The 26,892-nt window shown below is 61.7% G+C and carries 17 protein-coding genes and 3 rRNA genes; 13 read left to right on the forward strand and 7 right to left on the reverse strand.

The genetic code is table 11. The features are described 5' to 3' along the window. The first annotated feature begins 1 nt into the window (after window position 1). The 6 genes from ABQM86_RS05130 (at window position 2) to ABQM86_RS05155 (ending at window position 10,787) form a co-directional block, all read left to right on the forward strand. On the forward strand, window positions 2-3,688 hold the full coding sequence (locus ABQM86_RS05130) for a 1,4-alpha-glucan branching enzyme (protein WP_369746071.1): 3,687 nt from the start codon (window positions 2-4) through the stop codon (window positions 3,686-3,688). A gap of 506 nt (window positions 3,689-4,194) precedes the next feature. After that, a 16S ribosomal RNA gene (locus tag ABQM86_RS05135) occupies window positions 4,195-5,714 on the forward strand. Between the two features lie 540 nt (window positions 5,715-6,254). After that, window positions 6,255-9,412: ribosomal RNA gene (locus tag ABQM86_RS05140) — 23S ribosomal RNA — on the forward strand. Window positions 9,413-9,564: 152 nt separating this feature from the next. After that, window positions 9,565-9,681, forward strand: a 5S ribosomal RNA gene (gene rrf, locus ABQM86_RS05145). The 16S, 23S and 5S rRNA genes sit together here, the layout of an rRNA operon. Window positions 9,682-9,778: 97 nt before the next feature. Continuing rightward, the gene (locus ABQM86_RS05150) at window positions 9,779-10,273 is read left to right on the forward strand and encodes a hypothetical protein (RefSeq protein WP_369746072.1); all 495 of its coding nucleotides are present in this window, start codon (window positions 9,779-9,781) and stop codon (window positions 10,271-10,273) included. Beyond that, window positions 10,257-10,787: an N-acetyltransferase gene (locus tag ABQM86_RS05155; RefSeq protein ID WP_280626937.1), complete on the forward strand. Its 531-nt coding sequence runs from the start codon at window positions 10,257-10,259 to the stop codon at window positions 10,785-10,787. Before ABQM86_RS05150 ends, ABQM86_RS05155 begins: the two co-directional genes overlap by 17 nt. 31 nt (window positions 10,788-10,818) lie before the next feature. Here ABQM86_RS05155 and ABQM86_RS05160 read toward each other — a convergent pair whose 3' ends face one another. Together ABQM86_RS05160 and ABQM86_RS05165 are read right to left on the reverse strand one after the other, a co-directional pair. Further along, entirely contained in the window at window positions 10,819-11,841 is a 1,023-nt protein-coding gene (locus ABQM86_RS05160) for a LacI family DNA-binding transcriptional regulator (RefSeq protein ID WP_280626943.1), read from the reverse strand. A gap of 19 nt (window positions 11,842-11,860) precedes the next feature. Next, window positions 11,861-13,588 (reverse strand): glycoside hydrolase family 13 protein, encoded by a 1,728-nt coding sequence (locus ABQM86_RS05165; protein ID WP_369746073.1) that lies wholly within the window; start codon window positions 13,586-13,588, stop codon window positions 11,861-11,863. Window positions 13,589-14,182: 594 nt separating this feature from the next. Between ABQM86_RS05165 and ABQM86_RS05170 the strand changes: the two genes are divergently transcribed. The 3 genes from ABQM86_RS05170 to ABQM86_RS05180 all read left to right on the forward strand — a co-directional run bounded on the left by ABQM86_RS05170 (window position 14,183) and on the right by ABQM86_RS05180 (window position 17,469). Continuing rightward, on the forward strand, window positions 14,183-14,428 hold the full coding sequence (locus ABQM86_RS05170; RefSeq protein ID WP_369746074.1) for a hypothetical protein: 246 nt from the start codon (window positions 14,183-14,185) through the stop codon (window positions 14,426-14,428). Between the two features lie 130 nt (window positions 14,429-14,558). After that, window positions 14,559-16,004, forward strand: coding sequence for an FAD-binding oxidoreductase (locus ABQM86_RS05175; protein ID WP_369746632.1), 1,446 nt, complete (start codon window positions 14,559-14,561; stop codon window positions 16,002-16,004). Between the two features lie 130 nt (window positions 16,005-16,134). After that, a complete protein-coding gene (locus ABQM86_RS05180) occupies window positions 16,135-17,469 on the forward strand; it encodes an MFS transporter (protein WP_369746075.1) in 1,335 nt (444 codons plus the stop codon). A gap of 162 nt (window positions 17,470-17,631) precedes the next feature. On the opposite strand, the gene ABQM86_RS05185 is transcribed toward ABQM86_RS05180, so the two are convergent. Next, on the reverse strand, window positions 17,632-18,465 hold the full coding sequence (locus ABQM86_RS05185) for a hypothetical protein (RefSeq protein WP_369746076.1): 834 nt from the start codon (window positions 18,463-18,465) through the stop codon (window positions 17,632-17,634). A 270-nt stretch (window positions 18,466-18,735) separates the two neighbouring features. On the opposite strand from ABQM86_RS05185, the gene ABQM86_RS05190 reads away from it, so the two are divergent. Further along, window positions 18,736-19,569, forward strand: coding sequence for a hypothetical protein (locus tag ABQM86_RS05190; RefSeq protein ID WP_369746077.1), 834 nt, complete (start codon window positions 18,736-18,738; stop codon window positions 19,567-19,569). Between the two features lie 295 nt (window positions 19,570-19,864). After that, window positions 19,865-20,638 (forward strand): cyclopropane-fatty-acyl-phospholipid synthase family protein, encoded by a 774-nt coding sequence (locus tag ABQM86_RS05195; RefSeq protein WP_369746078.1) that lies wholly within the window; start codon window positions 19,865-19,867, stop codon window positions 20,636-20,638. A 63-nt stretch (window positions 20,639-20,701) separates the two neighbouring features. On the opposite strand, the gene ABQM86_RS05200 is transcribed toward ABQM86_RS05195, so the two are convergent. Further along, complete coding sequence (locus ABQM86_RS05200; RefSeq protein ID WP_369746079.1) at window positions 20,702-21,082, reverse strand: nuclear transport factor 2 family protein; 381 nt, start codon at window positions 21,080-21,082, stop codon at window positions 20,702-20,704. 160 nt (window positions 21,083-21,242) lie between these two features. Between ABQM86_RS05200 and ABQM86_RS05205 the strand changes: the two genes are divergently transcribed. After that, the gene (locus tag ABQM86_RS05205) at window positions 21,243-21,731 is read left to right on the forward strand and encodes a pyridoxamine 5'-phosphate oxidase family protein (RefSeq protein ID WP_207596403.1); all 489 of its coding nucleotides are present in this window, start codon (window positions 21,243-21,245) and stop codon (window positions 21,729-21,731) included. A 2-nt stretch (window positions 21,732-21,733) separates the two neighbouring features. Here the strand turns inward: ABQM86_RS05205 and ABQM86_RS05210 are convergent, their stop codons facing one another. Continuing rightward, window positions 21,734-22,975: an amidohydrolase family protein gene (locus ABQM86_RS05210; RefSeq protein WP_369746081.1), complete on the reverse strand. Its 1,242-nt coding sequence runs from the start codon at window positions 22,973-22,975 to the stop codon at window positions 21,734-21,736. A 127-nt stretch (window positions 22,976-23,102) separates the two neighbouring features. Between ABQM86_RS05210 and ABQM86_RS05215 the strand changes: the two genes are divergently transcribed. Next, entirely contained in the window at window positions 23,103-23,804 is a 702-nt protein-coding gene (locus ABQM86_RS05215; protein ID WP_280626961.1) for a GntR family transcriptional regulator, read from the forward strand. Between the two features lie 63 nt (window positions 23,805-23,867). Here ABQM86_RS05215 and ABQM86_RS05220 read toward each other — a convergent pair whose 3' ends face one another. Next, on the reverse strand, window positions 23,868-25,289 hold the full coding sequence (locus ABQM86_RS05220) for a DUF4032 domain-containing protein (protein WP_369746082.1): 1,422 nt from the start codon (window positions 25,287-25,289) through the stop codon (window positions 23,868-23,870). Next, window positions 25,286-26,875 carry a beta-N-acetylhexosaminidase gene (locus ABQM86_RS05225; protein WP_369746083.1) on the reverse strand — a complete coding sequence of 530 codons (1,590 nt, stop codon included), beginning with the start codon at window positions 26,873-26,875 and terminating at the stop codon, window positions 25,286-25,288. The genes ABQM86_RS05220 and ABQM86_RS05225 overlap by 4 nt, the downstream gene beginning before the upstream one ends. Window positions 26,876-26,892: the final 17 nt, after the last annotated feature.

Genomic DNA, 26,892 nt, shown 5'->3' on the forward strand with positions numbered 1-26,892 from the left:
GATGAGCAAGGCAAACTTGAACCCCTCCATTGAAGGACTTCTCCGTCACTGGCTGCCAGGCAAGCGCTGGTTCCCGGTCCAGAGCCCCGACTTTGCGCTGGAGCAGGTGGGCGCTGTCAGCCTCCCTGGCACTCACGGCGACACTGCTTTTGAGGTGGTGCTGCTGGCGGTGACCCACCGGACGGCCGACGGCGGTCCCCGGACTGACGTGGTGCAGGTTCCGTTGAGCTACCGGAGCCAACCACTGGTGGACGCCCCGGCGGCATTGTTGGGGGAGTTTACGGACGACTCGGGCCTGCGCCTGGTGTACGACGCCGTCTACGATTCCGATTTCGTCACCGCCTGGCTGGAACTGATGCGAAGTGAAGGCAGCGTGGGAGGTGCACGGGGACACCTCACCCGTGGCCGCGTCGCGCTCCCTGAAAACCCCACCTCCGTACGGGTCCTGTCCGGCGAGCAGTCCAACACGTCGGTCATCATCGACGACGGCGATTCGGCCGCGATCGTGAAGATCTTCCGCGTGCTGGCGGCTGGAAAGAATCCCGAAGTAGAGCTTGGCGCCGCCCTGACCGCCGCCGGGACCGCCGAAGTTCCTGCGACGCTCGGCTGGATCACCGGCTCGTGGGAGGGCCCGGCATCGAACGGATCCGCGCCGGCTACCGGCGAACTGACCGTGGCACATGAATTTCTGCTTGGTGGGTTGGACGCCTGGCGGTTGGCCGTCGAAGCAGCCGCAGCCGGTAAGGATTTCACTGCTGAGGCCCGCGGGCTCGGGGCCGCGACCGCCACGGTTCACGCAAGGCTGGCGGAAACGTTCGGTACCCAGGACGGGCAGGAACAGGGGCCCAATATCATCGCGGCTGTAGTCCGGCGCGTCCGCCAGTCGTGGGCTGAGGCGGCATCCGCCGTCGGGCCCTATGACGGCAACCTCGACCAGCTGCTGGCCGCACTGGATCCCCGGGATGTGGGGCAACTGCAGCGCGTCCACGGAGACCTCCACCTGGGACAGATCCTGTTGGTTCCTGCAGACGAATCGGTGTCCGGCGACGACCGACGGCCAGGGCGGTGGGCAATACTCGACTTCGAAGGCGAGCCCCTGCGGACCATTGACGAGCGCAACAGTCCTGATCTTCCCCTGCGTGATGTCACGGGCATGCTGCGCTCCTTCGACTATGCGGCGGGTGCTGCTACGCGCGAAAATTCCCATGCCAACGTGCCTGAAACGTGGGTGGATGACTGCGCTGCAGCGTTCCTTGAGGGCTACAGCGACGTCACCCCCGGAACCATAGACCGCCGCTCGCCGCTCTTTGTGGCATTGTGGCTGGACAAGGCCTTATACGAGGTGGTGTACGAGTTGCGGAACCGGCCCGACTGGCTGTCGATTCCGGTCAACGCATCACGACGAATCCTCGACAACACAAGCCGCGGCAAGCATGCGGCAGCTACAGCGGAAGGTAATGACATGACTGGCTCTGCACGCACCGAACGGCCCCGAGTTCCCTTGCACGTGGACTCCGAGACCTTGGAACGCGTGGCAGCCGGCGCCTATCACGCGCCGCACTCGGTCCTGGGCGCACACTTGGACGACCACGGCCACGTCACCGTCCGTACGGTGAAGCACCTCGCAAAGTCCGTGGCGGTGGTGACCGAAAGCGGCCGGACCGACATGGAGCATGAAGCCCATGGCGTGTGGGCCGCCGTCCTGGAACCGCTGCAGGCCGGCCACGTGCCGGACTACCGTTTGGAAGTGGTGTACGACGTCGAACCCGTCACCATCGATGACCCGTACCACTACCTGCCTACCGTCGGTGAAGTGGACCTGCACTTGATCGGTGAAGGCCGCCATGAGCGCCTTTGGGATGTGCTCGGCGCCCACGTGCAGCATTACCGCTCCGCGCTCAGCGAGGTGGACGGTGTCTCGTTCGCAGTGTGGGCCCCGAACGCCCAGGCAGTTCGCGTCAAGGGCGACTTCAACGGCTGGGATGGCCGTCAGCATGGCATGCGTTCCCTGGGTTCCTCCGGAGTCTGGGAACTCTTCATTCCGGGGGTTGTAGCAGGGGCGTGCTACAAATACGAGATCCTGACCAAGTCCGGCCACTGGATAGAAAAAGCCGACCCGTTGGCGTTCGGTACAGAGGTCCCGCCATTGACGGCGTCGCGCGTTGTGGACACCAGTTACCGCTTCAAGGATGCGGAGTGGATGACAGCCCGCGCCGCGAAAGATCCGCATAACTCGCCCATGAGCGTTTACGAAGTTCACCTGGGCTCCTGGCGATTGGGTCTTGGCTACAAGGAACTTGCCAAGGAGCTCGTGGACTATGTGAAATGGCTCGGGTTCTCCCACGTCGAGTTCATGCCAGTGGCCGAGCACCCCTTCGGTGGTTCATGGGGCTACCAGGTGACGTCCTACTTTGCGCCGACTTCCCGCTTTGGCCACCCGGACGAGTTCCGTTTCCTGGTGGATTCACTCCACCAGGCCGGCATCGGCGTCCTCCTCGACTGGGTACCTGCGCACTTCCCCAAGGACTCCTGGGCGTTGGCGCAGTTCGACGGTCAGCCGCTGTACGAGCACTCCGACCCCGCGTTGGGTGAACACCCGGACTGGGGAACCCTGATCTTCGATTTCGGGCGCAGCGAGGTCCGCAACTTCCTGGTGTCCAATGCGCTGTACTGGCTGGAAGAATTCCACATCGATGGCCTCCGGGTGGACGCTGTTGCCTCGATGATCTACCTGGACTACTCCCGCGAAGAAGGGCAGTGGAAGCCCAACAAGTTCGGCGGCCGCGAGAACCTCGAAGCCATCTCCTTCATGCAGGAAGTCAACGCCACCGTCTACAAGTCCCATCCCGGGGCCATCATCATCGCCGAGGAATCCACCGCCTTCCCCGGCGTCACGGCCCCCACCAACCACGGCGGACTGGGCTTCGGGCTTAAATGGAACATGGGCTGGATGCATGACTCGCTCAAGTACATCTCCGAAGACCCCATCAACCGCAAGTGGCATCACGGCACCATTACGTTCTCCCTGGTTTACGCCTTCACCGAGAACTTCCTGCTGCCCATCAGCCACGACGAAGTAGTTCACGGCAAGGGCTCAATGCTCCGGAAGATGCCCGGTGACCGCTGGCAGCAGCTGGCCAACCTCCGCGCCTTCTTCGCCTACCAGTGGGCGCATCCGGGCAAGCAACTCATCTTCATGGGCACCGAGTTCGGCCAGGAAGCCGAATGGTCCGAGCAGTATGGACTGGACTGGTTCCTCGCGGACATTCCGGCGCACCGCGGACTGCAACTCCTGATCAAGGATCTCAACGAGCTCTACACCTCGACGCCCGCCCTTTACCAGCGGGACAACGATGCCGGCGGGTTCCAGTGGATCAACGGCGGGGATGCCGACCACAACGTCTTGTCCTTCATTCGCTGGGACCAGGATGGCAAACCGTTGGTCTGCGCTGTGAACTTCTCCGGCGGTCCGCATAAGGACTACATCCTGGGTGTGCCTGCAGCGGGGGAATGGACCGAAGTCCTGAACACCGACTCGGAAACGTACGGCGGTTCCGGAGTGGTGAATGCAGGTTCCCTGAAAGCCTCGTCACCCGGAACCGATGGCCAGCCCGCCGCGCTGACCGTTACTCTTCCTCCGCTCGGCGCCTCCTGGTTCGCACCGGCCGGGCAGCCCGGGCGTTCGTAATCACCCCGTAGGGCAGTAGCTCTTCAGGCGGAGAGGGCCCGGATCCAGGATTCCGGGCCCTCTTCCCTTTGTTTCCGGGGATTTTGCCAGGCTAAGCGACCGTGTCGTTGCCGGGTTTTGCCATCGCGGGGAAGTAGGGGTATAGTTAGTACCCGCGCTGCTCCCCAGTGGAGGACGGTGAAGCTGACAAGAAACCGCAAGGAAAATCAAGTCAAGTTCGCCGATTTGACCCGGAGGCAGGCAGCGTGTAAGTTTGAAAAGTTGCTCCGGAGCGATCCAGCGAAGGCTGGTGGTACTGCTCTGGGATTGTGACCTGTTGTTTGAGAACTCAATAGTGTGCCAAGTTTGTTGATACCGATTGTTTTATTGATTGGTTGAAATTATGGCTGGATCATTGCGCACCCCCGTGTGTGGTGGTCTGGTTTTCAGCTGGTTTCGAATTTTGTGCAGCCGTGCCGGCCGTTATTTCCGGTGGGTGTGGTTGTGTCTGTTTGATTTGTTTTTCTTCAACGGAGAGTTTGATCCTGGCTCAGGATGAACGCTGGCGGCGTGCTTAACACATGCAAGTCGAACGATGATCCCAGCTTGCTGGGGGATTAGTGGCGAACGGGTGAGTAACACGTGAGTAACCTGCCCTTGACTCTGGGATAAGCCTGGGAAACTGGGTCTAATACCGGATATGACCGTCTGACGCATGTCAGGTGGTGGAAAGCTTTTGTGGTTTTGGATGGACTCGCGGCCTATCAGCTTGTTGGTGGGGTAATGGCCTACCAAGGCGACGACGGGTAGCCGGCCTGAGAGGGTGACCGGCCACACTGGGACTGAGACACGGCCCAGACTCCTACGGGAGGCAGCAGTGGGGAATATTGCACAATGGGCGCAAGCCTGATGCAGCGACGCCGCGTGAGGGATGACGGCCTTCGGGTTGTAAACCTCTTTCAGTAGGGAAGAAGCGAAAGTGACGGTACCTGCAGAAGAAGCGCCGGCTAACTACGTGCCAGCAGCCGCGGTAATACGTAGGGCGCAAGCGTTATCCGGAATTATTGGGCGTAAAGAGCTCGTAGGCGGTTTGTCGCGTCTGCTGTGAAAGACCGGGGCTCAACTCCGGTTCTGCAGTGGGTACGGGCAGACTAGAGTGCAGTAGGGGAGACTGGAATTCCTGGTGTAGCGGTGAAATGCGCAGATATCAGGAGGAACACCGATGGCGAAGGCAGGTCTCTGGGCTGTAACTGACGCTGAGGAGCGAAAGCATGGGGAGCGAACAGGATTAGATACCCTGGTAGTCCATGCCGTAAACGTTGGGCACTAGGTGTGGGGGACATTCCACGTTTTCCGCGCCGTAGCTAACGCATTAAGTGCCCCGCCTGGGGAGTACGGCCGCAAGGCTAAAACTCAAAGGAATTGACGGGGGCCCGCACAAGCGGCGGAGCATGCGGATTAATTCGATGCAACGCGAAGAACCTTACCAAGGCTTGACATGAACCGGTAATACCTGGAAACAGGTGCCCCGCTTGCGGTCGGTTTACAGGTGGTGCATGGTTGTCGTCAGCTCGTGTCGTGAGATGTTGGGTTAAGTCCCGCAACGAGCGCAACCCTCGTTCTATGTTGCCAGCGCGTTATGGCGGGGACTCATAGGAGACTGCCGGGGTCAACTCGGAGGAAGGTGGGGACGACGTCAAATCATCATGCCCCTTATGTCTTGGGCTTCACGCATGCTACAATGGCCGGTACAAAGGGTTGCGATACTGTGAGGTGGAGCTAATCCCAAAAAGCCGGTCTCAGTTCGGATTGGGGTCTGCAACTCGACCCCATGAAGTCGGAGTCGCTAGTAATCGCAGATCAGCAACGCTGCGGTGAATACGTTCCCGGGCCTTGTACACACCGCCCGTCAAGTCACGAAAGTTGGTAACACCCGAAGCCGGTGGCCTAACCCTTGTGGGGGGAGCCGTCGAAGGTGGGACCGGCGATTGGGACTAAGTCGTAACAAGGTAGCCGTACCGGAAGGTGCGGCTGGATCACCTCCTTTCTAAGGAGCTGCTAGCAGCTGTTCCGTGTTCTGTGTATGCAGTTCGTGGTGGTTGTCAGTGTTGCCCATTGCGCAGGCGTCTGTTCTGCGGTGGGTGCTCATGGGTGGAATATCAACGAATCAAACTTGTTTGGCATGGCCTTTACCGGTTGTGTCCTGGTGCCAGTACGGCAGCATGTGTCTCTGCTTTTTGTGGGGGTGGGTGTTGTTGGGAACGCTGCCGGGGTGCATGGTTTGTGGGGGTTGTGTTTGGCGCACTGTTGGGTCCTGAGGCAACAGGACCTTTTTGCAGCAATGCAGAGGGCATCGTTCTGGTGTTTCTTTTGTTCCTGCTTCCGGTTCTGCCGCGTGTCCCTGTGTGGGGTGGTGGTGGTCTGGTTGATGGGGTTGTTGTTTGAGAACTACATAGTGGACGCGAGCATCTGAGACATGCATGGCTGGCCTTTCGGGGTTGGTGTGTGTGTTTCTACAGCAATTTCTTATGAATGAACCTGGCCCTTGTGGTCGTGGTTCTCTCGAGTAAGTTTTTGATCTTTGTGTGGTCAAGTTTTTAAGGGCACACGGTGGATGCCTTGGCATTAGGAGCCGAAGAAGGACGTAGGAATCTGCGATAAGCCTGGGGGAGTTGATAACCGAGCGTTGATCCCAGGATGTCCGAATGGGGAAACCCCGCACAACGCTGCAAGGTGATTGTGTGACCCGCATCTGAACACATAGGGTGCGTGGGGGGAACGCGGGGAAGTGAAACATCTCAGTACCCGCAGGAAGAGAAAACAATAGTGATTCCGTTAGTAGTGGCGAGCGAACGCGGATCAGGCTAAACCGTTCCATGTGTGATAGCCGGCGGGCGTTGCATGGGCGGGGTTGTGGGACTTTCCGTGATGGTTCTGCCGGACCGTTGGGGTGATGTGCAGGCATAGGTGAACGGTCTTGAAAGGCCGGCCAGAGAGGGTGGGAGCCCCGTAACCGTAATGTTGTGTGCAGCCTGGAGAGTATCCCAAGTAGCACGGGGCCCGAGAAATCCCGTGCGAATCTGTCAGGACCACCTGATAAGCCTAAATACTTCCTAATGACCGATAGCGGACCAGTACCGTGAGGGAAAGGTGAAAAGTACCCCGGGAGGGGAGTGAAACAGTACCTGAAACCGTGTGCTTACAATCCGTCGGAGCAACCGCGAGTGATCGCATAGTAGTTGTGACGGCGTGCCTTTTGAAGAATGAGCCTGCGAGTTAGTGTTACGTCGCGAGGTTAACCCGTGTGGGGTAGCCGTAGCGAAAGCGAGTCTGAACAGGGCGAGTGTAGTGGCGTGATCTAGACCCGAAGCGGAGTGATCTACCCATGGCCAGGTTGAAGCGACGGTAAGACGTCGTGGAGGACCGAACCCACTTCAGTTGAAAATGGAGGGGATGAGCTGTGGGTAGGGGTGAAAGGCCAATCAAACTCCGTGATAGCTGGTTCTCCCCGAAATGCATTTAGGTGCAGCGTTGCGTGTTTCTTGCCGGAGGTAGAGCTACTGGATGGCCGATGGGCCCTACAAGGTTACTGACGTCAGCCAAACTCCGAATGCCGGTAAGTGAGAGCGCAGCAGTGAGACTGTGGGGGATAAGCTTCATAGTCGAGAGGGAAACAGCCCAGACCACCAACTAAGGCCCCTAAGCGTGTGCTAAGTGGGAAAGGATGTGGAGTTGCGAAGACAACCAGGAGGTTGGCTTAGAAGCAGCCATCCTTGAAAGAGTGCGTAATAGCTCACTGGTCAAGTGATTCCGCGCCGACAATGTAGCGGGGCTCAAGTACACCGCCGAAGTTGTGGATTTCACACATTGCCCTAGCCTTCGTGGTTCAGGGGTGTGGAGTGGTAGGGGAGCGTCGTGTGGGCAGTGAAGTCGCGGTGGAAACCAGCGGTGGAGCCTACACGAGTGAGAATGCAGGCATGAGTAGCGAAAGACGGGTGAGAAACCCGTCCGCCGAATGATCAAGGGTTCCAGGGTCAAGCTAATCTGCCCTGGGTAAGTCGGGACCTAAGGCGAGGCCGACAGGCGTAGTCGATGGACAACGGGTTGATATTCCCGTACCGGCGAAAAACCGCCCATGCCAAGCGGGGGATACTAACCGCCCGGAGCCTGCCCGCTCACCCTTGTGGTGTTGTGGGTTTTGGCCGAGCGCGGGACCTGATCCCGGGAGGTAAGCGTATTAACAGGTGTGACGCAGGAAGGTAGCCGGGCCGGGCGATGGTTGCCCCGGTCTAAGGATGTAGGGTCAGGGATAGGCAAATCCGTTCCTGTGTGCTTCGAGCACGTTCCTGAGATCTGATGGGACTCCCGTATGGGGGGATCCGGTGATCCTATGCTGCCTAGAAAAGCATCGACGCGAGGTTTTAGCCGCCCGTACCCCAAACCGACACAGGTGATCAGGTAGAGAATACCAAGGCGATCGAGAGAATTATGGTTAAGGAACTCGGCAAAATGCCCCCGTAACTTCGGGAGAAGGGGGGCCTGCCCCGTGATGGAGACTTGCTCTCCGTGAGCGGGTGTGGGCCGCAGAGACCAGGGGGAAGCGACTGTTTACTAAAAACACAGGTCCGTGCGAAGTCGCAAGACGATGTATACGGACTGACTCCTGCCCGGTGCTGGAAGGTTAAGAGGACCGGTTAGCCACCTTGTGTGGCGAAGCTGAGAATTTAAGCCCCAGTAAACGGCGGTGGTAACTATAACCATCCTAAGGTAGCGAAATTCCTTGTCGGGTAAGTTCCGACCTGCACGAATGGAGTAACGACTTCCCCGCTGTCTCAACCATAAACTCGGCGAAATTGCAGTACGAGTAAAGATGCTCGTTACGCGCAGCAGGACGGAAAGACCCCGAGACCTTTACTATAGTTTGGTATTGGTGTTCGGAGTGGCTTGTGTAGGATAGGTGGGAGACGTTGAAACCCGGACGCCAGTTCGGGTGGAGTCATCGTTGAAATACCACTCTGGTCACTTTGGACATCTAACTTCGGCCCGTGATCCGGGTCAGGGACAGTGCCTGATGGGTAGTTTAACTGGGGCGGTTGCCTCCTAAAAAGTAACGGAGGCGCCCAAAGGTTCCCTCAGCCTGGTTGGCAATCAGGTGTCGAGTGTAAGTGCACAAGGGAGCTTGACTGTGAGAGAGACATCTCAAGCAGGGACGAAAGTCGGGACTAGTGATCCGGCGGTACATTGTGGAATGGCCGTCGCTCAACGGATAAAAGGTACCTCGGGGATAACAGGCTGATCTTGCCCAAGAGTCCATATCGACGGCATGGTTTGGCACCTCGATGTCGGCTCGTCGCATCCTGGGGCTGGAGTAGGTCCCAAGGGTTGGGCTGTTCGCCCATTAAAGCGGTACGCGAGCTGGGTTTAGAACGTCGTGAGACAGTTCGGTCCCTATCCGCTGCGCGCGCAGGAAATTTGAGAAGGGCTGTCCTTAGTACGAGAGGACCGGGACGGACGAACCTCTGGTGTGTCAGTTGTACTGCCAAGTGCATCGCTGATTAGCTACGTTCGGATGGGATAACCGCTGAAAGCATCTAAGCGGGAAGCTCGCTTCAAGATGAGATTTCCATACACATTTATGTGTGAGAGGCCCCCAGCCAGACCACTGGGTTGATAGGCCGGATGTGGAAGCGAGGACTAAAGACTCGTGAAGCTGACCGGTACTAATAGGCCAACAACTTACACCACACAACACACTGCACGCGTCCACTATGTGGTTCCCGAACAACAACCCGCACCAAGGGTTGCCGGAACCAACAACTAAATAACAACACCACAGTTGTAACCACAAGTCTTCCCACCCACCCCCACCAAAAAGGGGCCGGGACGGGTAACAGAGTTACGGCGGTCATAGCGTGGGGGAAACGCCCGGTCCCATTCCGAACCCGGAAGCTAAGACCCACAGCGCCGATGGTACTGCACCCGGGAGGGTGTGGGAGAGTAGGACACCGCCGGACAACCATTAAGGCAAGAGCCCCGACCACAGGTCGGGGCTCTTCCCCTTTAACCACCCAACCCCTTCAAATTCCTGCGCCGGCGGTAGAGTTGGTGGTCATGGAAAACCTCTTCAGCCACCCAGCCTCTGAACCCGAACCGTCCCAGCAGGCAGGCGACGCACTTCAGCCGCTCATCTTCACTGTTGTGGTGCCCACCAACGTTTCGCATGCTTTCCAGGGGTTCACTGATCATCCGCACCTGTGGTGGCCGCTGGAGCAGGAAAGCGTGTTTGGTGCGGGGTCCCATGTTGAGTTTGAAGAGAACCTGATTCTTGAAACGGCCGAGGACGGCCGGACGTCGGTGTGGGGCACTATTGATGACTGGCAGCCCCCGCTGTCCTTCCACGCAAGCTGGTACCCGGCTGGAACGCCGTTGTGGTCCACGGAGATCCGGGTTGTTTTTGGTGCCGTGGATGAGGGCACGGAGGTACGCCTGATCCACGACGGGTGGGAAGGTGCCGAGGATCCGGTAGCGTCCAGGGAATCTTACGCCGAGGGCTGGCCCCGCGTGCTGGCATGCTACGTACGGTTCATGGGTGGAGCCAGTGCCTAGGGTCCGCCGGCTCCAACCCAGTGATTGGCGTTTGCTGCGTGAGGTGCGGCTGGAGATGCTCAAAGACACACCTATGGCTTACGTGGAGAGCCTGGAGTCAGCGCGGCGGCAGACCGATACGCAGTGGCAGGAACGTGCGGCTGCAATGTCCGGGAACTGCAGCCTTACATTGGTTGCCGATGCAGGCCAGGACGGCAGCACCTTCTGCGGATTGATGCGTGTGGTGGTCAAGGACCGCCAAAGCACGGAGAAGCCGCTGCAGGCCATGCTGCTCAGCGTCTACGTGGCACCCGGGCACCGGGGGCTGGGATTGGCCGACGAACTCCTCAACGAGGCGTGCAAAGCCGCCTCGGAAGAACTCGCCGCCGGGAGCATCCAGCTCGGGGTGCATGAGGACAATTCAAGGGCGCTGGCCTTCTACCGGCGTCACGGTTTCGAGACCACGGGTGCCAGCAGGCCTTATCCGCAGGACACTTCCAAGCTTGAGCTCACCATGGAGCGCCAGCTGTCGTAGCAGTCGACTCGAGGAGCACAGCAAGAAGCTGCTAGAAGGTACCTGCTTTGGGAACCGCGGTACTGGAGCGCACCACCAGCTTAGTGGGGTGTTCGGTATCGGCAGGTTCCAGGACGAGGCCCTTGGTGATGGCACCCAACAAGGTGCGGACGGCCAGCGCTCCTTGGCCTTTGGCGTCCTGGTCGATGGTGGTCAAGCCCAGGACATTGCCGAGATCATGTCCGTCGATCCCCATGACCGAGAGGTCATCCGGGATGCGGAGCCCGAAGTCCCGCGCCGCGAGGATGGTGCCGATGGCCATTTCGTCGGAGGCAGCGAAGACGGCGGTTGGCCTGTCCGGGGCACTGGCCAGCAGCTGCCGTGCCGCAGCGTAAGCGCCTTCAATGGTGAAGTCAGCGGAAACGATCCATTCGGGCCTGACGGGACAGCCGGCGTCGTTCATTGCTTCTTCGAATCCGCTCCGACGCGTTCCTGGAAGATGGAAGTCCTGGTCGTAGGCTTCGTTGCCGGTGATGTGCGCGATCTTGGTGTGCCCCAGACCGAGCAGGTGGTTGGTGGCCTTTCGCGCGATCGAGGAGTCGTCGATCCTGATGGTTGATGCTCCGGGTAAGGGCCCGCCAATTCCGACGATCGGCCGGTGCATGGCGTGGAGCTGCTGTAGCTCGTCCTCGCTCAGTTCCAGCGATACCGCGATGACCGCGTCCACCCGCTTGCGCAACAGGAAGTCGTTGAAGACGCTGTGCCGGTGCTCGGGATTCTCCCCGATGTTGTACAGGGTGAGGTCGTACCCCGCTTCAAGCAGCGCGGCCGATGCGCCCTCGATCACCGCTGAGAAGAACCAGCGGTGGACCGAGGGCACCACCAAGCCAACGTTGTGCGTGCGCCCGGAGGCCAGGCTGGAGGCGTGGTAGGACAGCACGAAGCCCAGCTCTGATGCGGCGGCGCGGGCACGCTCCCGGCTGGTCGGCGATACATTGCCCTTGCCGCTGAGCGCCCGTGACACGGTGGCAACGGACAGCCCTGCTCGCTCGGCCACGTCCTTGATGCCCGTCATGCCGCTCCTAGGTGAAAAATCAGCTGACTGTCAGCCAGATTGTCTCCCCTGAGCCTAGTTGATCGGCGCCTGATGCAGGGGCGCTGCGCAGGATGGTGCTACCAGCCGGAAGTGGCAGGGGATCGGGGCCTACGTTCATGATCACCAAGGTGTTGCCATTTAGGTACGCCAGCGAGGACCAAGTGCAGTAGTCCTCAACCCAGGCCAGGGAACCTTGCCCGAGCCGGAGCGTGGCGCGTTCGGTGAGCATGGCGCGGTACAGGTTAAGGTGCGACGCCGGATCGGACTCCTGCAGGTCCCTCGCCAGCGTGGGCCAGGACTCGGGCTGCGGCAACCAAGGGTCCATGCCGCTGCCAAACCCGGAGTGGGGTTCGGCCGAACGCCAAGGGAGCGGCACGCGGCAACCGTCGCGGCCGATACGGGCTCCGCCGGTGCGGGCGAAAGTGGGATCCTGGCGCATGTTGCCGGGAATGCTGGAAGAATCGGGCAGGCCCAGTTCTTCGCCCTGGTAGAGGTATGCGCCGCCTGGGAGGCCGAGCATGAACATGGTAGCCGCGGCAGCCCGGCGTCGTCCGAGTTCTTCGTTGGGCTGCGCGTCATCGGGGCCGATGCCGTCTCCGTCGCGGGGACCAGGTCCGTCGTACCCGAAGCGTGAGACGTGCCGGACAACATCATGGTTGGACAGTACCCACGTGCTGGGGGCACCGACGGCGTCGAGGGACACCAACGAGTCGGTGATGATGTGGCGCAGGCGATGTACGTCCAGGCCGGCGTGCAGGTAAGGGAAGTTGAAGGCCTGGTGCATTTCATCAGGGCGGACCCACTGCGCCAGTCGGGGGAGCGGATCCACATTGGCTTCCGCACAGAGGATTCGGTCCGGGCCGTACTCTTCCAGGATGGAACGCCACCGGCGGTAAATGTCGTGGAGGGCAGGCTGGCCGAACATCGGAGCGTCCTGGCCCGGGAAACCATCGGAGCTGTTGCCGTCGGCGCGGCCGCCCCAGTTGGGCAGGCCGGCTGCCTTGACCAGCGCGTGGGCTACGTCCACCCGGAAGCCGGAGATGCCGCGGTCCAGCCAGAACCGGAGCACGCGTTCGAATTCAGCGTGGACGGCTGGGTTGTCCCAGTTGAAGTCCGGCTGCGAGGAGTCGAAGAGGTGCAGGAACCATTGACCGGGCTGACCGTTCGGCTCGGTGATACGCGTCCATGCCGGACCGCCGAAGTGCGACTGCCAGTTGTTGGGCGGCTCGCTGCCGTCGTGCCCCTGGCCGTCGCGGAAGATGAACATCTCCCGCTCCACGCTGCCTGCACCCGCGGCAAGTGCTGCTTGGAAGGCGACGTGCTGGTCGGAGCAGTGATTGGGGACGAGGTCCGCGATGACGCGCAGGTTGAGCCTGTTGGCTTCGGCGATAAGGGCGTCGAAGTCGGCCAAGGTGCCAAACAGGGGATCGACGTCGCAGTAGTCGCTGACGTCATAACCCGCGTCCCGCTGGGGTGAGCGGTAGAACGGCGACAACCACACGGCGTCGACGCCCAACGCCGCCAATTGCGGGAGTTCTGCGGTGATGCCCGCCAAGTCTCCGACGCCGTCGCCGTTGAGGTCCCGGAACGAGCGCGGATAGATCTGGTAGATCACAGCGGAACGCCACCAACCGTGGGCCGTGGAGGCATCGTGGATCGGGGTCAGCTGCGTAAAAGCTGCAGTGGGCTCGTGGGTCGCAACCGAGAGCAATGAATCAACGGACATGAACACATCGTAGAAGAGAATACCCCAAAGTGTAAACGTTTCCAGTCCTAAGGCTACTGTCTTTGCAATGCGCGTGAGGGCTGGGCTTTTCAAATTCGCATGCCGCCCTGTACTGAGTGGAAGCGCTTGCAGTTGATTTGGTAGTGGCCCGCTGGCTGAGCTGCCGTTCAACCTCGATGGCTGGAGGATCGACGTCGGCAGTATGACAGGACGCCTGGGATCTGTAGATCTCAACCATGAGGTTGCCCGGCTTATCGCGGACCGGGTTCGTGAGATTAACCCGAACGCGGCACTGCTGGCGGAATCCACGTCCGACGCCGCCCCCGATTTCACTGGCGAGCACTGGCAAGGCGCCATGACCTACCCCAACCTCACCCGCCCGCTGTGGTCGTGGCTCGCCAAGGACGCCCCCAACGTCAACTTCTGTGGCTCGCCCCAACCAGGGCCGCACAGGATCGACGCCGAGGACTTCCTCGCGACGCACCAGGACCTCGCCGCGGGATTTAGCTGGAGTGTGCGACAAAACAACATGAACGCACTGAACACGCACGACACGGCACGGGCGGCAACGGTCATGATCGACCCGGCCCGGACGTGGGCGCCGCGCTCACCTTCTGCCTGCCGGGGGTGCCCGTGGTGTTCGCCGCCGACATTGTCCTCGACAACTCGGTTCTCAGCGACGCGCAGCTCGAAGCGTTCCTTGCCTCGCCGCTGCACCGCTCCGGAACAGTGACGTCGGCACCTGCCCAGCCAGCCGGCGTCGAGGGTGTCTATCTACGCGCCGACGGCATCTCTGCCGGGATCTGGGAGCTGCCCGGAATGGTGATCCCCGCCGGGTAGCAGGTGGGTGTGGCCGTGCTCTGCCGTTCTGTGCTGGCTAGACTGTGAGCACCAAAACACTGCGAAGACTGCCGGTTTGGCGTGTCCGCGGTGCGTACGTGGAGGGACCACTGTGTCGGACGAAACGGCTATGGCCGGAACATCAGCGGAAAGCATCACTGGCAGGACGACGGGCCATCGGGAAGCCTCCCACCCCACAACTGGGCGGCAGTTGTTCCTGAAGGAGCTCGCATCCGGACTACGTGCCGGGCAGGTGGCAGAGGATGAAGAAACCCTCACCGTGTACTCCGTCGATCAAGGACCACTGCTGGAGCGTCACCTGCCGCTCGCCGTCGTCTGGGCGGAATCGGTGGAGGACGTTCAGCACATAGTCCGGAGGTGCGCCGCGCACCGGATTCCTATCGTGGCCAGGGGAGCAGGCACCGGTGTGTCCGGCGGAGCCCATGCCACGGAAGGCTGCATCGTCCTGGGCCTTGAACGGATGAACCGTATCCTGGAGCTCAACCCGGACGACGAGACAGCCGTGGTCGAACCCGGCGTCATCAACGCCGATTTGAACGCTGCCGCCGCAGAGCACGGCCTCATGTATGCGCCTGACCCCGCAAGCTACAAAATGTCCACCATCGGTGGCAACGTGGCCACCAATGCCGGGGGACTGCGATGCGCTAAATACGGGGTGACACGGGATTCCGTGCTGGCCCTGGACGTCGTGATGGCTGATGGCTCGTTGATGCACACAGGACACCAGACTTTTAAGGGAGTTGCCGGCTACGACCTCACAGCGCTGCTGGTGGGCTCCGAAGGGACGCTGGGGATTGTGGTGGGCGTGACCGTCCGCCTGAAGTACCTGCCGCGAGAGGTCCACACCATTGCGGCGTTTTACCAGGACTTCCGCAGCGCGGCCGCCGGAGTGCTCGCCGTGGGCAAGGCCCGGGTCCAGCCGGCCATCATGGAACTGCTGGATAACGGAACCCTGGTGCAGTTGGATGAAATGCATGGAGGTGACCTCCAGACCCGTGGCAAGTCGCTGCTCCTGATCCAGACCGATGGCTTCGGCGCGGCTGCGGAAGCGGACGTGGTGCGGCAGGTGCTGGCCGCAGGCGGCGCAACGGTGACCACCGAGGCCAGCGAGGAAGCCGAGATGCTGGTGGAACTACGCCGCAACAGCCGGGGCGCGGAAGTGGATGACGAATTCAGGGTTGGCGAGGACATTGCCGTGCCGCGATCACGGTTGGTGGACTTCGTGGCCGAGCTCGAGGCCATGGCAGCCCGCTTCAGCGTGATGCTTAAGGTGGTGGCGCATGCAGGAGACGGCAATCTGCACCCGACGTTCTGGATGGAACGTGTGGACCCTGTTACGGATGCGGCTGCTTTGGAGCGGCTCAACGCGGCGTTGGATGAATCCATCCGGATAGGCCTCGAAATGGGTGGCACCATCACCGGCGAGCACGGCGTGGGGCAATACAAACTGCGCTGGCTGGGCCTGGAACAACCGGAGCCCGTGCGGGAGTTGCAGCGGCGGATCAAGGAGCTGTTCGATCCGCAGGGAATCCTGAATCCGGGAAAGGCAATTTAGGTCTTCTGGTATTCCAAAAGGTCCATGCGGCCTGCCTGTCACATCTGATCAGCTAAATTACCTGCATTTACTTCCCACCATTCTCCCCATAGTCTTACTTGGTATACCAAAGTTGCTATGAGGAGAAGATGTGCGCGAGAAGCGGCAGGCCCGGGTTGGAGCAAGTCCGAGGTTGATGACGGGCTTGGTGCTGCTTGCGCTGGTCATGGTGTCCATCAATCTCCGGCCCGCCATCACCACCATCGCCGGTGTGATGGACCAGATTCCGGACGTCTTCGACCTTGACCCCGCACTGCTGCCGCTCCTGGGAACCTTGCCGGTCCTGGCGTTCGGAATCTCCGGGCCGATGGGCCCCTGGCTGGCTCGACGATTCGGAACCGGTCCAGCGGTGGCCATTGCGCTCACCGCCTTGGCCGCCGCGCTGGTCCTCCGGGCCACAGTCCCGGCGCTCTTGCTGCCGGGCACCTTCGTTGCAGGCATGGCGATCATGACAGCCAGCGTGCTGGTTCCGCAGATCGTCAAAGCCAACCGGGGCACAGGCTGGTGGACAGGGCTCTGCACCATGGGCTTTGGGCTGGGGGCCGCGCTGGGGGCCGGCCTGGTTCAACCTCTCCAGCAGTCCTTTGGGGGGAGCCTCGCAGGGGCGCTGGCTGTGTGGGCGGTCCCAGCACTCTTCGGAGCTGTCCTCATCCAGCGCACCGGAAGACGCCCGACGGCGGCACTGGCTGCCGCGGGCAAAGCCACCGCAGCGGCGGGGGACGCTTCGACGCCGCGGTGGGATGCGGCGTCGTCCGCTGTTGTCCCCACCGCACCCGCTATGCCCCTGCGGAAGCAGCGCACAGCCTGGGCGGTGACGGCATTCTTCGGGCTCCAGGCGATGCTTTACTTTGCCATCACATCCTGGCTGGCCGTGTACCTGGTGTCCCGGGGGCTCGCGTCCGCGGACGCTGCAGCGCTCTTGGCCTGGTTCAGTCTCGCGGGGCTCCCGGCCAGTCTGCTGGCCCCGGTCCTTGCCAGCCGACCGGCCATTCTGCGCTGGATGGCTCCGGGACTTGGCGTGCTGGTGGCCGTGGCACTGCTCGGTGTCCTGGTGGCACCAGCGGAGCTTCAGTTCCTTGCTGTCGGGGTGCTGGGAATCGTCCAGAGCGCCGGATTCGGGCTGGCCATGGCCCTGGTGGTGATTCGCTCGGCCGGGCCGCAATCCGCGGGACGATTGTCCGCCATGAGCCAGGGATTTGGGTTCGCTGCGGCGTCGCTCGGTCCACTCGGAGCGGGGCTTCTACACTCCATGACAGGCGGGTGGGAAGCAACGTTCTGGGCGCTCGCGGCCGAGGCTGTGGTGCTGGCAGGCGCTGGCTTCTTTGCCATCCGGGGGCCGTTGGTGCGGGTGGATGAGGTTGGGCTGGTTGCGGAGCGTGACATGTCCACAATAGGCGTGGCAGCAACGAACCCCGCCGCGAGATAGGTTGCCAGAGCGCCCTTGCTGACGCCTTCTGCGGCCACCACCACACTGGAGGAACCCATCGCCCGCAGCACGGCCGCTCCCGCGCGGGTGATCTCCACCCCGTAGCCGCGCTCGCGATCGTCTAAGGCGCTTAGAAACCTCCGGCTAGATATCCCGATTGCGCTATCCGCAGGCCCAATCGAACGTATCGGATTCCAGATCGAATTGAGCGTTGCCGCCACCGCCGAAGTTGAGCCCCGAGATCTCTTCCAGTTCGAGGTACCAAGGGGTAAGCCCGTCAGGCATCGCTTGGATAGGGAAGGCCGTTCCGCCCAAGTGGCTTCTGGCGAATAGAGGTTCTGCCCAGTCCGCGAGACTGCCCGCATCTGTTGAGGGATGGACATACCCATCGGGGCCGACCTGATCTCCCCAGAGTTCAACAGGTGTCTTGCCAGCATTCGGATCGACTCGCGGTATCAACCAAATGTCGGTGGTTGGTTCGACGTTGTCCCAAGCATTAGTACCTTGCGACTCGTCGACATGCTCACCCTTGGCACGAAGATCGGGACGAGGTGCCGTAGGGCCGGCAGCCAACTCATCATGCATGAGCCAAAGGATCGCAAATTCTCCATCGATCAGGTCTCTGCGCCTAAGCAGGCCGGGATGGTTCTCGGCTGCTGCAAGGTCGCGCAGGAATGGATCGGTTGATTCAGCGCTCGGCATGGGAAATTCGTCTTCCACTGCGAATTGGCCCTCACCAGCAAAAATTGCAATCCCTGAAAACTGGGCACCGCGCCTTTGGAAGTCTGCGGGTAGCCAGAGAGTCAGCACATGCATCATGGGCAAACCAGTGTTGAGGCTTCGTGGCCAGTGTTCCCAACGAACACCCGGCCCATGACTTCCTGTCCACCCTGAGGGCGGCTGGCTTGGCAGGGCAGCTTCGACAGTTCGTCCTGGTGCTTTGCCAAGGCCAGTGCCACAACGAAAGGCCAGGTTCCAAGCGATCATATCGGTCATGGCACCACCATATGGGGCTACCGGCCACAAGTTGGTGAGCTAGGAGAAGGCGTCCGGTTGAGGATCCTTTATCGGACATCCCTGCTCTTGGCCGCCACCTGACGCGCCGGGACTTATTGCGGGGTTAGTGTGGCTGCTGTATGCCGAGGTGATGGAGGATGAGCTGTGGATGCGCATGATCGGGTTCAGTTCGACCTCGATGAGGATGAACGTGAGGTCCTGCGTCGAGGCCTCATGGAATGGGCTGGACCGGCGGACCCCACGGAGGCCATGGCCTTGGCTATGGGCTTTCGTGACGTTGCTGATTTGTTTGCTGAAGGCGAGCGGATTGCCGGGTTCATCCGGGACGGGCAATCCCTGACAAAAGCTGACTGGCGCCGGGCCCTGCTGGCCACCGAGATTGTTTTCGTTAGCAGCACCGTTGGTGTTGGGCTGGACTGGTCCGTGGTCACCGGCTATCAAGACGACGAAACGATAAGGATCCTCAGGGCCATCCAGCGCAAGTTGGGTGGCAGTAGAACGTGGCCCGAGAAGGGGACTTCGACAGCCGAGTCTCCGGAACGCGATGTGGAGTGGACAAGACCGCTCTGCCCTCCGCCGGCCAGTTGGAAGGTGCCGGTATACCCGCAGGTGGAGCCGACTGTGGCTCTGCCTGTACAGGCGGGGCGGGAGGTTTGGCATGTCGCGGGTGTGGGATCCGTGGCAAAACGTCAACAGACAAGGCGGATAGCTGAAGGCTTGGCGCTAGGTGTCCTGGCCTACGGCGTAGAACGACTGCCCAGCGAGAGGCTCGCATTAGAGACGGCGTTGAACAGTGCCTGGGAGTCTTGGCCCAGAGCAGGAGACTTCGGGAACGTATACGGGCCAGAGGCCGGGAGGGACATCTGGGCTGGTATGGAAAAGTCGGGAAGCCGCCGCGGCGTTATCGCGGCGTGGGAGGACCACTCCGTTCCTCACCTATTGCCCGCCTTTGAGGAAATGCCGATCGCCGATTGCCTGAATCGCGTTGCCGACGACAAAGCATCAGCAGATGATTGGATTTACTTTGGGTACCTATTCCTGAAAGCCCTGCACCAAACAACCGTGACCGGGCCTCAAGAGTAGTCGTTTCGGGTAGGCCTTCCCGAGGGGGAGCGCAAGAAGCGACACCTCCGGCGCCACCTCAGCGCCCATAGGGCAACATCGACCTGAGTTCTTCAGCACGAATAGCGCTGGCCTGACGCTGGCCTCGGGTGAATCTTCTGGCCTGCAAATCCAGGACCGCCCGGCTCCCCACCGGTCCCACGCCCAGCAGTTGACCCACGCGACGAATTGCTTCGTCCACGGCCGCCAAGCAGTCCGCAGCACCACGGGCTTAAGGACAAGCAGCCGTTTCTGTGGATCGTGAGAGCATCATGGAGTGACCGACAGTACTTCGCTTGAATTGCCGCCCCTCTACGAGTCCCTGACCTGGCTTACCCCGCTTTCCGAGGAACGCGCCGCGCACCTTGTATCGTTCTTGTCCGAGCCGGCGCCGGCTGAAGTTCTGGACATGGGGTGCGGATGGGGTGAACTACTACTTCGGGTTTTGACGGCGGCCCCGCAGGCACGGGGACGCGGAGTGGACAGTGCTGGCTCGTTCATCGACCGAGCCAGGCAACAAGCTGTGACTCGTGGGCTGCTCGGCAGGGCGAGGTTTGATTCGATGCCCGGGCTCGAGGTCCAGGATCGCCCTGCAGACGCTGTCATCTGCATCGGCGCGAGCCAAATCTGGGGGCCGCCGGTAGAGGACGCGCAGCCGCTCGACTACGCCGCGGCCCTGCGCGCCCTTCGGGCACTGGTGCTTCCCGGCGGCCGGCTCGTCTACGGCGAGGCGATCTGGTCAGCCACACCTCATCCGGCTGCCACCGCCCCTCTGGCCGGACGCGATGACGAGTACCTCACCCAAGATGCGCTACGCGAGCAGATCCGCGCCGCTGGTTTCGAGGTGGTGGACGATGACCAGGCAAGCGTTCAGGAGTGGGATGTCTTCGAAGCCGGGTATCGCGGCAGGTTCACCCGTTGGCTGGAATCACATGATGCCGATCATCCCGCCGCAGAGCAGGTCCGCCGGCGATATGAGGAACAGCGCGCAGCATATGAAGAGGGCTACCGGGGTGTACTCGGGATGGCGTATTTCTGCCTAAGGGGCTAGGCGTCGGCTGCGACCCTGGCCGAACCGGCGCTTCTTCCGATAAGTGGGCACCGGCCGGAGTTCTCAGTCGAGTACTACGACGGAGCCGGCGAGCACTTGCCAGCGCCCGTCAATGATCCGCCATTCCCGGTGCCAGAGCAGCTGGATCTCGATCTGTGATCCGTTGATGTGGAGCACAGCGCGGGCAGTGGTGTCTGTTGTGCCGCTGCCGTCGGATTCGAGGGTGCGCCGGTTGGTTTCCTCGATTCGGGCAAAGTTGGTGGCCCCAGTGCGGTGTGCTTCCAGATCTGCCTTCTTGGTGAGGACGGTGCCCTCAGGGTCGATGAACTTCAGGTCATCGGAAATGAGCCGGTCCAACGCTTCAAGGTCACTCGCTCGCATGGCATCCAGGAGTTCGTCTTCGGCGGCATCCCTTGTGCGGCCAGCATTGTCGTGGGTGGTCACATCGAAACACTAGCAGCGCCTTGGGCTGGTGCCGCTGAAGGATGTCTGTCGAGATTGGCCTTCGCGCCCGCGTCATGACCGAGGAGCCGGCGCTACCCCAGCCCTCGTCCGGTAAGCCGTGGCCTGTTGAATGTCAGGGGCCCGGCGTATCCTCTGCGGTATGACGACTTCACCAGCCGGGACCAATCAACCAGGCACGCCCGCCACGGAAATTCTTGAGACCAACCAGTGCTGGGAGCTCCTCCGCGGAGTCTCAGTGGGACGGCTTGCCGTCTGGGTGGACGACCACCCGGACATCTTCCCGGTGAACTACAAAGTGGACCACGGAACCATGGTGTTCCGGACGGGTGAAGGTACCAAGCTCCATGCCGCCCTCAGCGACGCCCCGGTGGCCATAGAGGCTGACGGCGTCAACGTCGAAACGGGCGTGGCGTGGAGTGTGGTGGTCAAGGGCCAGGCGGCCGCGGTGAAGCTTACCGAGGACGTCTTGGATACCGTCGGGCTTCTCCTGTTTCCGTGGGAGGCGGGGCAAAAGGACCAGTTCATCCGTATCACCCCCACCACCGTGACGGGCCGCCGTTTCACGGTGACACCCCCGGTCACCTGGTGGACCCCGTTGGATGATGCGCCCACAGGGCGGAGCGAGTAGCGCTAGGGTCGTCGCTGGACCAGTTCCAACTGGTCTGCCACCACCTGGCCGGCATGGATCACCGTGCGGTCCTTGCCCCGATCCATCACAGTGGAGGCCACCGTTTCGCCGTCCACCAGCAGCAGTTCCGCTGGGTCGCCAACCTCGACGCCGGGACGGTGGGCAGTGTTCTTGAGCCGGGTCGCGTTGGGGTCAAGGATGCTGGCGCCGCCGATGGTGGCGATGGCCAGGCAATGTTCGATCAGCTCGTCCTTGCGGAAACCGTGAGTGAAGGCGAGTTGCCAGGTGCGGTCCAGCATGTCGGTGTTGCCGTAGGGGGACCAGTAATCACGCTGTCCGTCCTCGCCCAAGCCCAATCGGACCCCGGCCTCGGTGAGGAGCGGGATGGGCAGTTGGCCGGCAGCGGACGAAGCAACCGATGCGAGGGAAACATCCAATTCCGCGAACGCATCAATCAGCCTGCGGGTGGTGGCCTCGCTGACGCTGCCCAGCTGGTAGGCGTGGGACATGGTCACCTTGCCCTGCATACCCAGCGCGCGCGTGCGCTCAAGCACCAGCTCCGTGCTGAACACACCCAGCTCGCCCGGTTCGTGGAGGTGGATATCGATGGGAACCTGGTACTTCTCCGCCAGGCCGAAGACGATGTCGAGGTGCTTCGCCGGGTCCCGGTCCAGCGTGCAGGGATCGATGCCACCCATCACGTTGGCCCCGGCTTTCAAGGCCTCTTCCATAAGGTCAACAGTGCCCGCTTCAAGCAACAGTCCAGCCTGCGGGAAAGCGATGATGTCCACCGAAGCCTGACCGGCAAACTTCTCCTTGGCGGCAGCAACGGCGTCGAAACGCTCCAGCCTGCAGTCCACATCCACCTGCGCATAGGAACGTACGCGGGTGGTGCCCCTCGCGATCATCCGCCCCAGAGTGTCATTCACCCGATCCTGCAGCGGGACCTCGGCGTTGCGCCAGTTCTGACGGTCGTTCATCATCATGGTCCACACGCCCGGACCGCCGGTGTGCTCACGGAAAGGCAAGCCGATCCGGGTGGAATCGAGGTGTACGTGGACGTCGGAGAACGACGGGAGTAGAATCCGGCCGCGGCCTTCAACCACGGTTGTGTCGCCCGGGACAACGGTGGCAGGGTCATGCGGCTTCACGGCGGTGATCTTGCCGCCTCCTTCGGCGGCAACGAGGGTTACGTCGCTCAGTGATTGCCCCCAAGGGCGGACGGCGCGGATCAGGGTGTTCAATGGTTGCTCCCTTGGTGGCCGCCCCTGTTCAACATCGACTCGACGAAGACAGTGAAAGCGGATGCTGTGAAATTCTTGTATACCAAAGTACCGTAGGGCTAGCGTCACTCAAAGGACTGGCGTCGGCATGAAAGGAAGTTCGACAGTGGCTGAGGCGATGCCGGGTACCGGAAACGGCCGTGATGATGAGGCCCGCGCGGAAAACGTCTACCAACTGGTGTTGGAAGGCATTGTCACGGGTACCTACGCGCAGGGCATGCGCTTACGCGAACGCGAACTTTCCGAACTCTACAACGTGTCCCGCATACCGGTCCGGGAAGCCATCCAGCGCTTGGAGCAGGACGGTTTTGTCGCAACGTTCCCGCGCCGTGGTGCCGTGGTGCGCCAACTGACACTCACGGATGTCAATGAGCTCTTCGATATCCGGCTGTGCCTTGAAACCTTCGCCGCGCGCATGGCTGCCACCCGTGTTGCCGAAGGCAGCGATGGCGGACGACTCGAAGAACTCATGGAAGCGTCCAAGACTGCCATCGACGAGGAGCGGACAGACGACGTTGCCGTCATCAGCGCCGAGTTGCACGCCGAAATCGTCCGCCTGTCCGGCAACCGGCTCCTAATCGAATCCGTGAAGCCCCTTTTTGGCCGGATGCGCTGGATCTTCGGGCTGGCCCACAACCGCAGCAACGAACTCCAACGCGACGAGCACACGGAACTGTGCAATGCGATTCTGAAAGGCCGGCCGGACCTGGCCTACTCGCTGGCATACTCGCACATCGAGCTGGGGCGGGAACCAGTCCTGGCTGGCCTCGCCGAAACCCTGGAACCGTAGTAGTTAAAGGGCTCGACGTCGGCACTCACCTGAGTGCCGACGTCGAGTTCGTCTCACCGTGTGTCAGTCGTCGGCGTCCGGGTATTCGTCCTCGTCTTCATCGTCGTACCGGCCGGATTCCTCCACCTCGACCTCAAGGATCTTCAGCAGCTCCGTATCCGGGTTCAGCATGATGGCAGCCTCGTCGCGACGGTGTTGCAGCACAGTGTCCAGGTAGGACTGAACCGTCTCTGCCAACGGGACGTACCTGTCCTGTTTCTGGCTCATGTACCAGCGATGCTCCAGGACCTCGTGCACCACTTCCGCGGGCTCCAGCTTTCCGGCCAGGTGCCGTGGAATGGAACGGACTATGGGCTCAAAGATCTGGCTGACCCAAATGTGGGCGCTGATTTCCTCGTCCAGGTCCGGGTTGTTGTCCGCCCGGAATTGGTCCATGTCGTTCAAGAGCCGGCGGGCCTGGTTCTCTTGGGCGTCCAACCCGGTCAGGCGCAGCAAGCGACGCTGGTGGTGGCCGGCGTCGACCACTTTGGGCTGGAGCTGGATGGTGGAGCCGTCCGCCGTGGTCTTGATGGCGTATTCCTCCACGTCGAAGCCCAGCTCGTTGAGGCGCCGGATACGGGCAGCCACGCGCCACCTTTCGCCCAATTCGAAGGACTCCTTCTCCGTCAGCTCGGTCCAGAGACGGCGGTAGCTGTCCATGATCAGCTCACTGGTGGCCACGGGATCCACCTTTTCCTCGATCAGCCCGCCGTCCAGCAGGTCCATCAGTTCACCAGCGATGTTCACGCGGGCGATTTCGAGGTCGTAGTCACGTTGGCCCATGGAGAGGTCCGGATAGAGCTCGCCCGTTTCGGCGTCCACCAAATAAGCGGCAAAGGCCCCGGCATCACGGCGGAACAACGTGTTGGACAGCGAAACGTCGCCCCAGTAGAAGCCCACAAGGTGCAGGCGGACCAGCAGCAGTGCCTGCGCGTCAATGAGCCGGGTCAGGGTGTCCTTGCGCAGCATCTGCGAGAACAAGGCACGGTACGGCATGGAGAACTTCAGGTGCCGGGTCACCAGCACAGGGTTCAGCGGCCGGCCATCCGCGGTGGTGCGTCCGGTGATCACAGCAACCGGCTCCACGCACGGAACATCCAGCCGGGCCAGCTTCCGCAGCATGTGGTACTCGTGGCGGGCCACGTGCTCGGAGGTTTCCTTGATGGCGATGACCGAACCACCCAAGTGCGCGAACCGCACAATGTGCCGCGAAATACCGCGGGGGAGCGCCGCAAGGTTCTCCGCCGGCCAATCCTCCAAAGCGATGTGCCACGGAAGATCCAGCAGTTCAGGATCGGCCGAAGCCGCCGTGATGTTCAGGGAACCGATGACGCTCGCGGGCGGTGCCGTGTCCTGCGCACTCGCCGCTTCAGTGCGGGGGAGCTTGCCGATCTGCCCGTAGTCGGTAGGTTCGTCGTGCCACTGGGCTCCGTTTTGCTCGCTCATGCCTCAATTGTTCCGTACTCGGGGGTGGAGGACGTTCCGGCTTCCGGGAACGGCCACTTCGAGGTGGCTGACCACTCGACGTCGGGTGCGGCCTGGAAGGCGACGCCTTGGTGGGCGAGCCGCTCGCCCAAGGCGCCCAGACGACGTCGGAAGTCACCTGCGTTGCGGACTTCCTGGCCTGACCACGCGACTTCCGCCAAGGAAACAGCCCGGGGGTAGAGGAGCCACTGCGCTTGCTCGTTGTTCCGTACGGTTTCTGTCCACAGGGGTCCTTCGACGCCGAGGACCTGGTGGTCCTTGAGGCCGCCCTGTGCGGGATCCCAGTTGTAGTACTCGGACCAGGTGAAGGGCCCGCCTTCCACCCATTCGAGCCCGATGGGGCTGTCAGAGGCATATTTTTGGTCCAGGTATGTAGTGGCGGCGGGAGACATGATCACCTTTGCGCCGCTTTCTTCAGCCTGCCGGACCACCGGGGCGAAATCACCGTGCCAATACTGGATGACGGCACCTTCCGGGAGTTCGACGGCGGCGAATTCGTTCCAGCCCACCACCGTCTTGCCTGTTTCGGCACCGATCCGGACGAACTGCTGCACCATGGCCACGTAGTCGTCATGATGGGTGACCTTCGCTTCGTCGCCGCCGATATGGAGGTACGGGCCTGCCGTGATGGCGGCGAGTTGGCCAAGGACCTCGCGGACAAACTCGTACGTAGCGGGCAGATCTGCCGATAAAGTGGACCAGCCCACCTCGGCTGTGGTGCTCATGGGCTTGGCTTGGCCGTCAGGGTTGAGCTGTGGAATGGCGGCGAGGGCGGCGTTGACGTGGCCGGGGAGGTCGATTTCCGGCACTACCAGCACGTTTTTGGTGGCCGCGTAAGCCTGGATATCCCTGAAGTCCTGCTGGGTGTAGAAGCCGGAGTTGCCGCGGGGAGGCGTGGCGGTGGAGACCTCAACCGCGCCTTCGCCGCCCACCTCGGTCAGCTTGCGGTAGGGCAACCCCAAAGGATTACCGGAAGCCCCGGGATCGTGGATTTCGATGCGCCACGCTTGATCGTCCGTGAGGTGCAGGTGGAGGGCGTTCAGCTTGAACTGGGCCATGACGTCGATCTGTGCCTTGACCTCCTCCACCGTGAAGAAGCTGCGGGCAACGTCCAGCATCAGACCGCGGTACTGGAACCGCGGCGCGTCGGCGATGTCGACGGCGGGAATCACCCATTCGGCGTCGCTTGCGTCCGCCTTCTCAAGGGACGCAGGAAACAGCTGACGGAGCGTCTGCACCCCGTTGAAGAGTCCAACACTGGTGGCGGCCGTGAGCCTGACGCCAGCCTCGGTGACATTGAGCGCGTACGCTTCCGGGCCGCCGTCGAACGCTTCCGAGAACTCAAGGGAGATGTCACCGGGGCGGGTGGCCTCAACGATGGGCAGTTCGAAACCGGTGCCGGCGCGCAGCAACGAGGCCAACTGTTCTGCGAGCTGCGTGGCTGGGGCTGTGGCGCTGATCCGTGCTGTGGGGGCAAGTGTGAAGGCAGGGCTGTCCAGGAGTGCGACGTGGGAGGGGCGGGGGATCAAGGTGTCCGTCGTGTTCATGCCATTCTTTCGCAGGA

This window comes from Paenarthrobacter sp. AMU7, from assembly GCF_041200195.1.
In the GTDB taxonomy this organism is placed as follows: domain Bacteria; phylum Actinomycetota; class Actinomycetes; order Actinomycetales; family Micrococcaceae; genus Arthrobacter.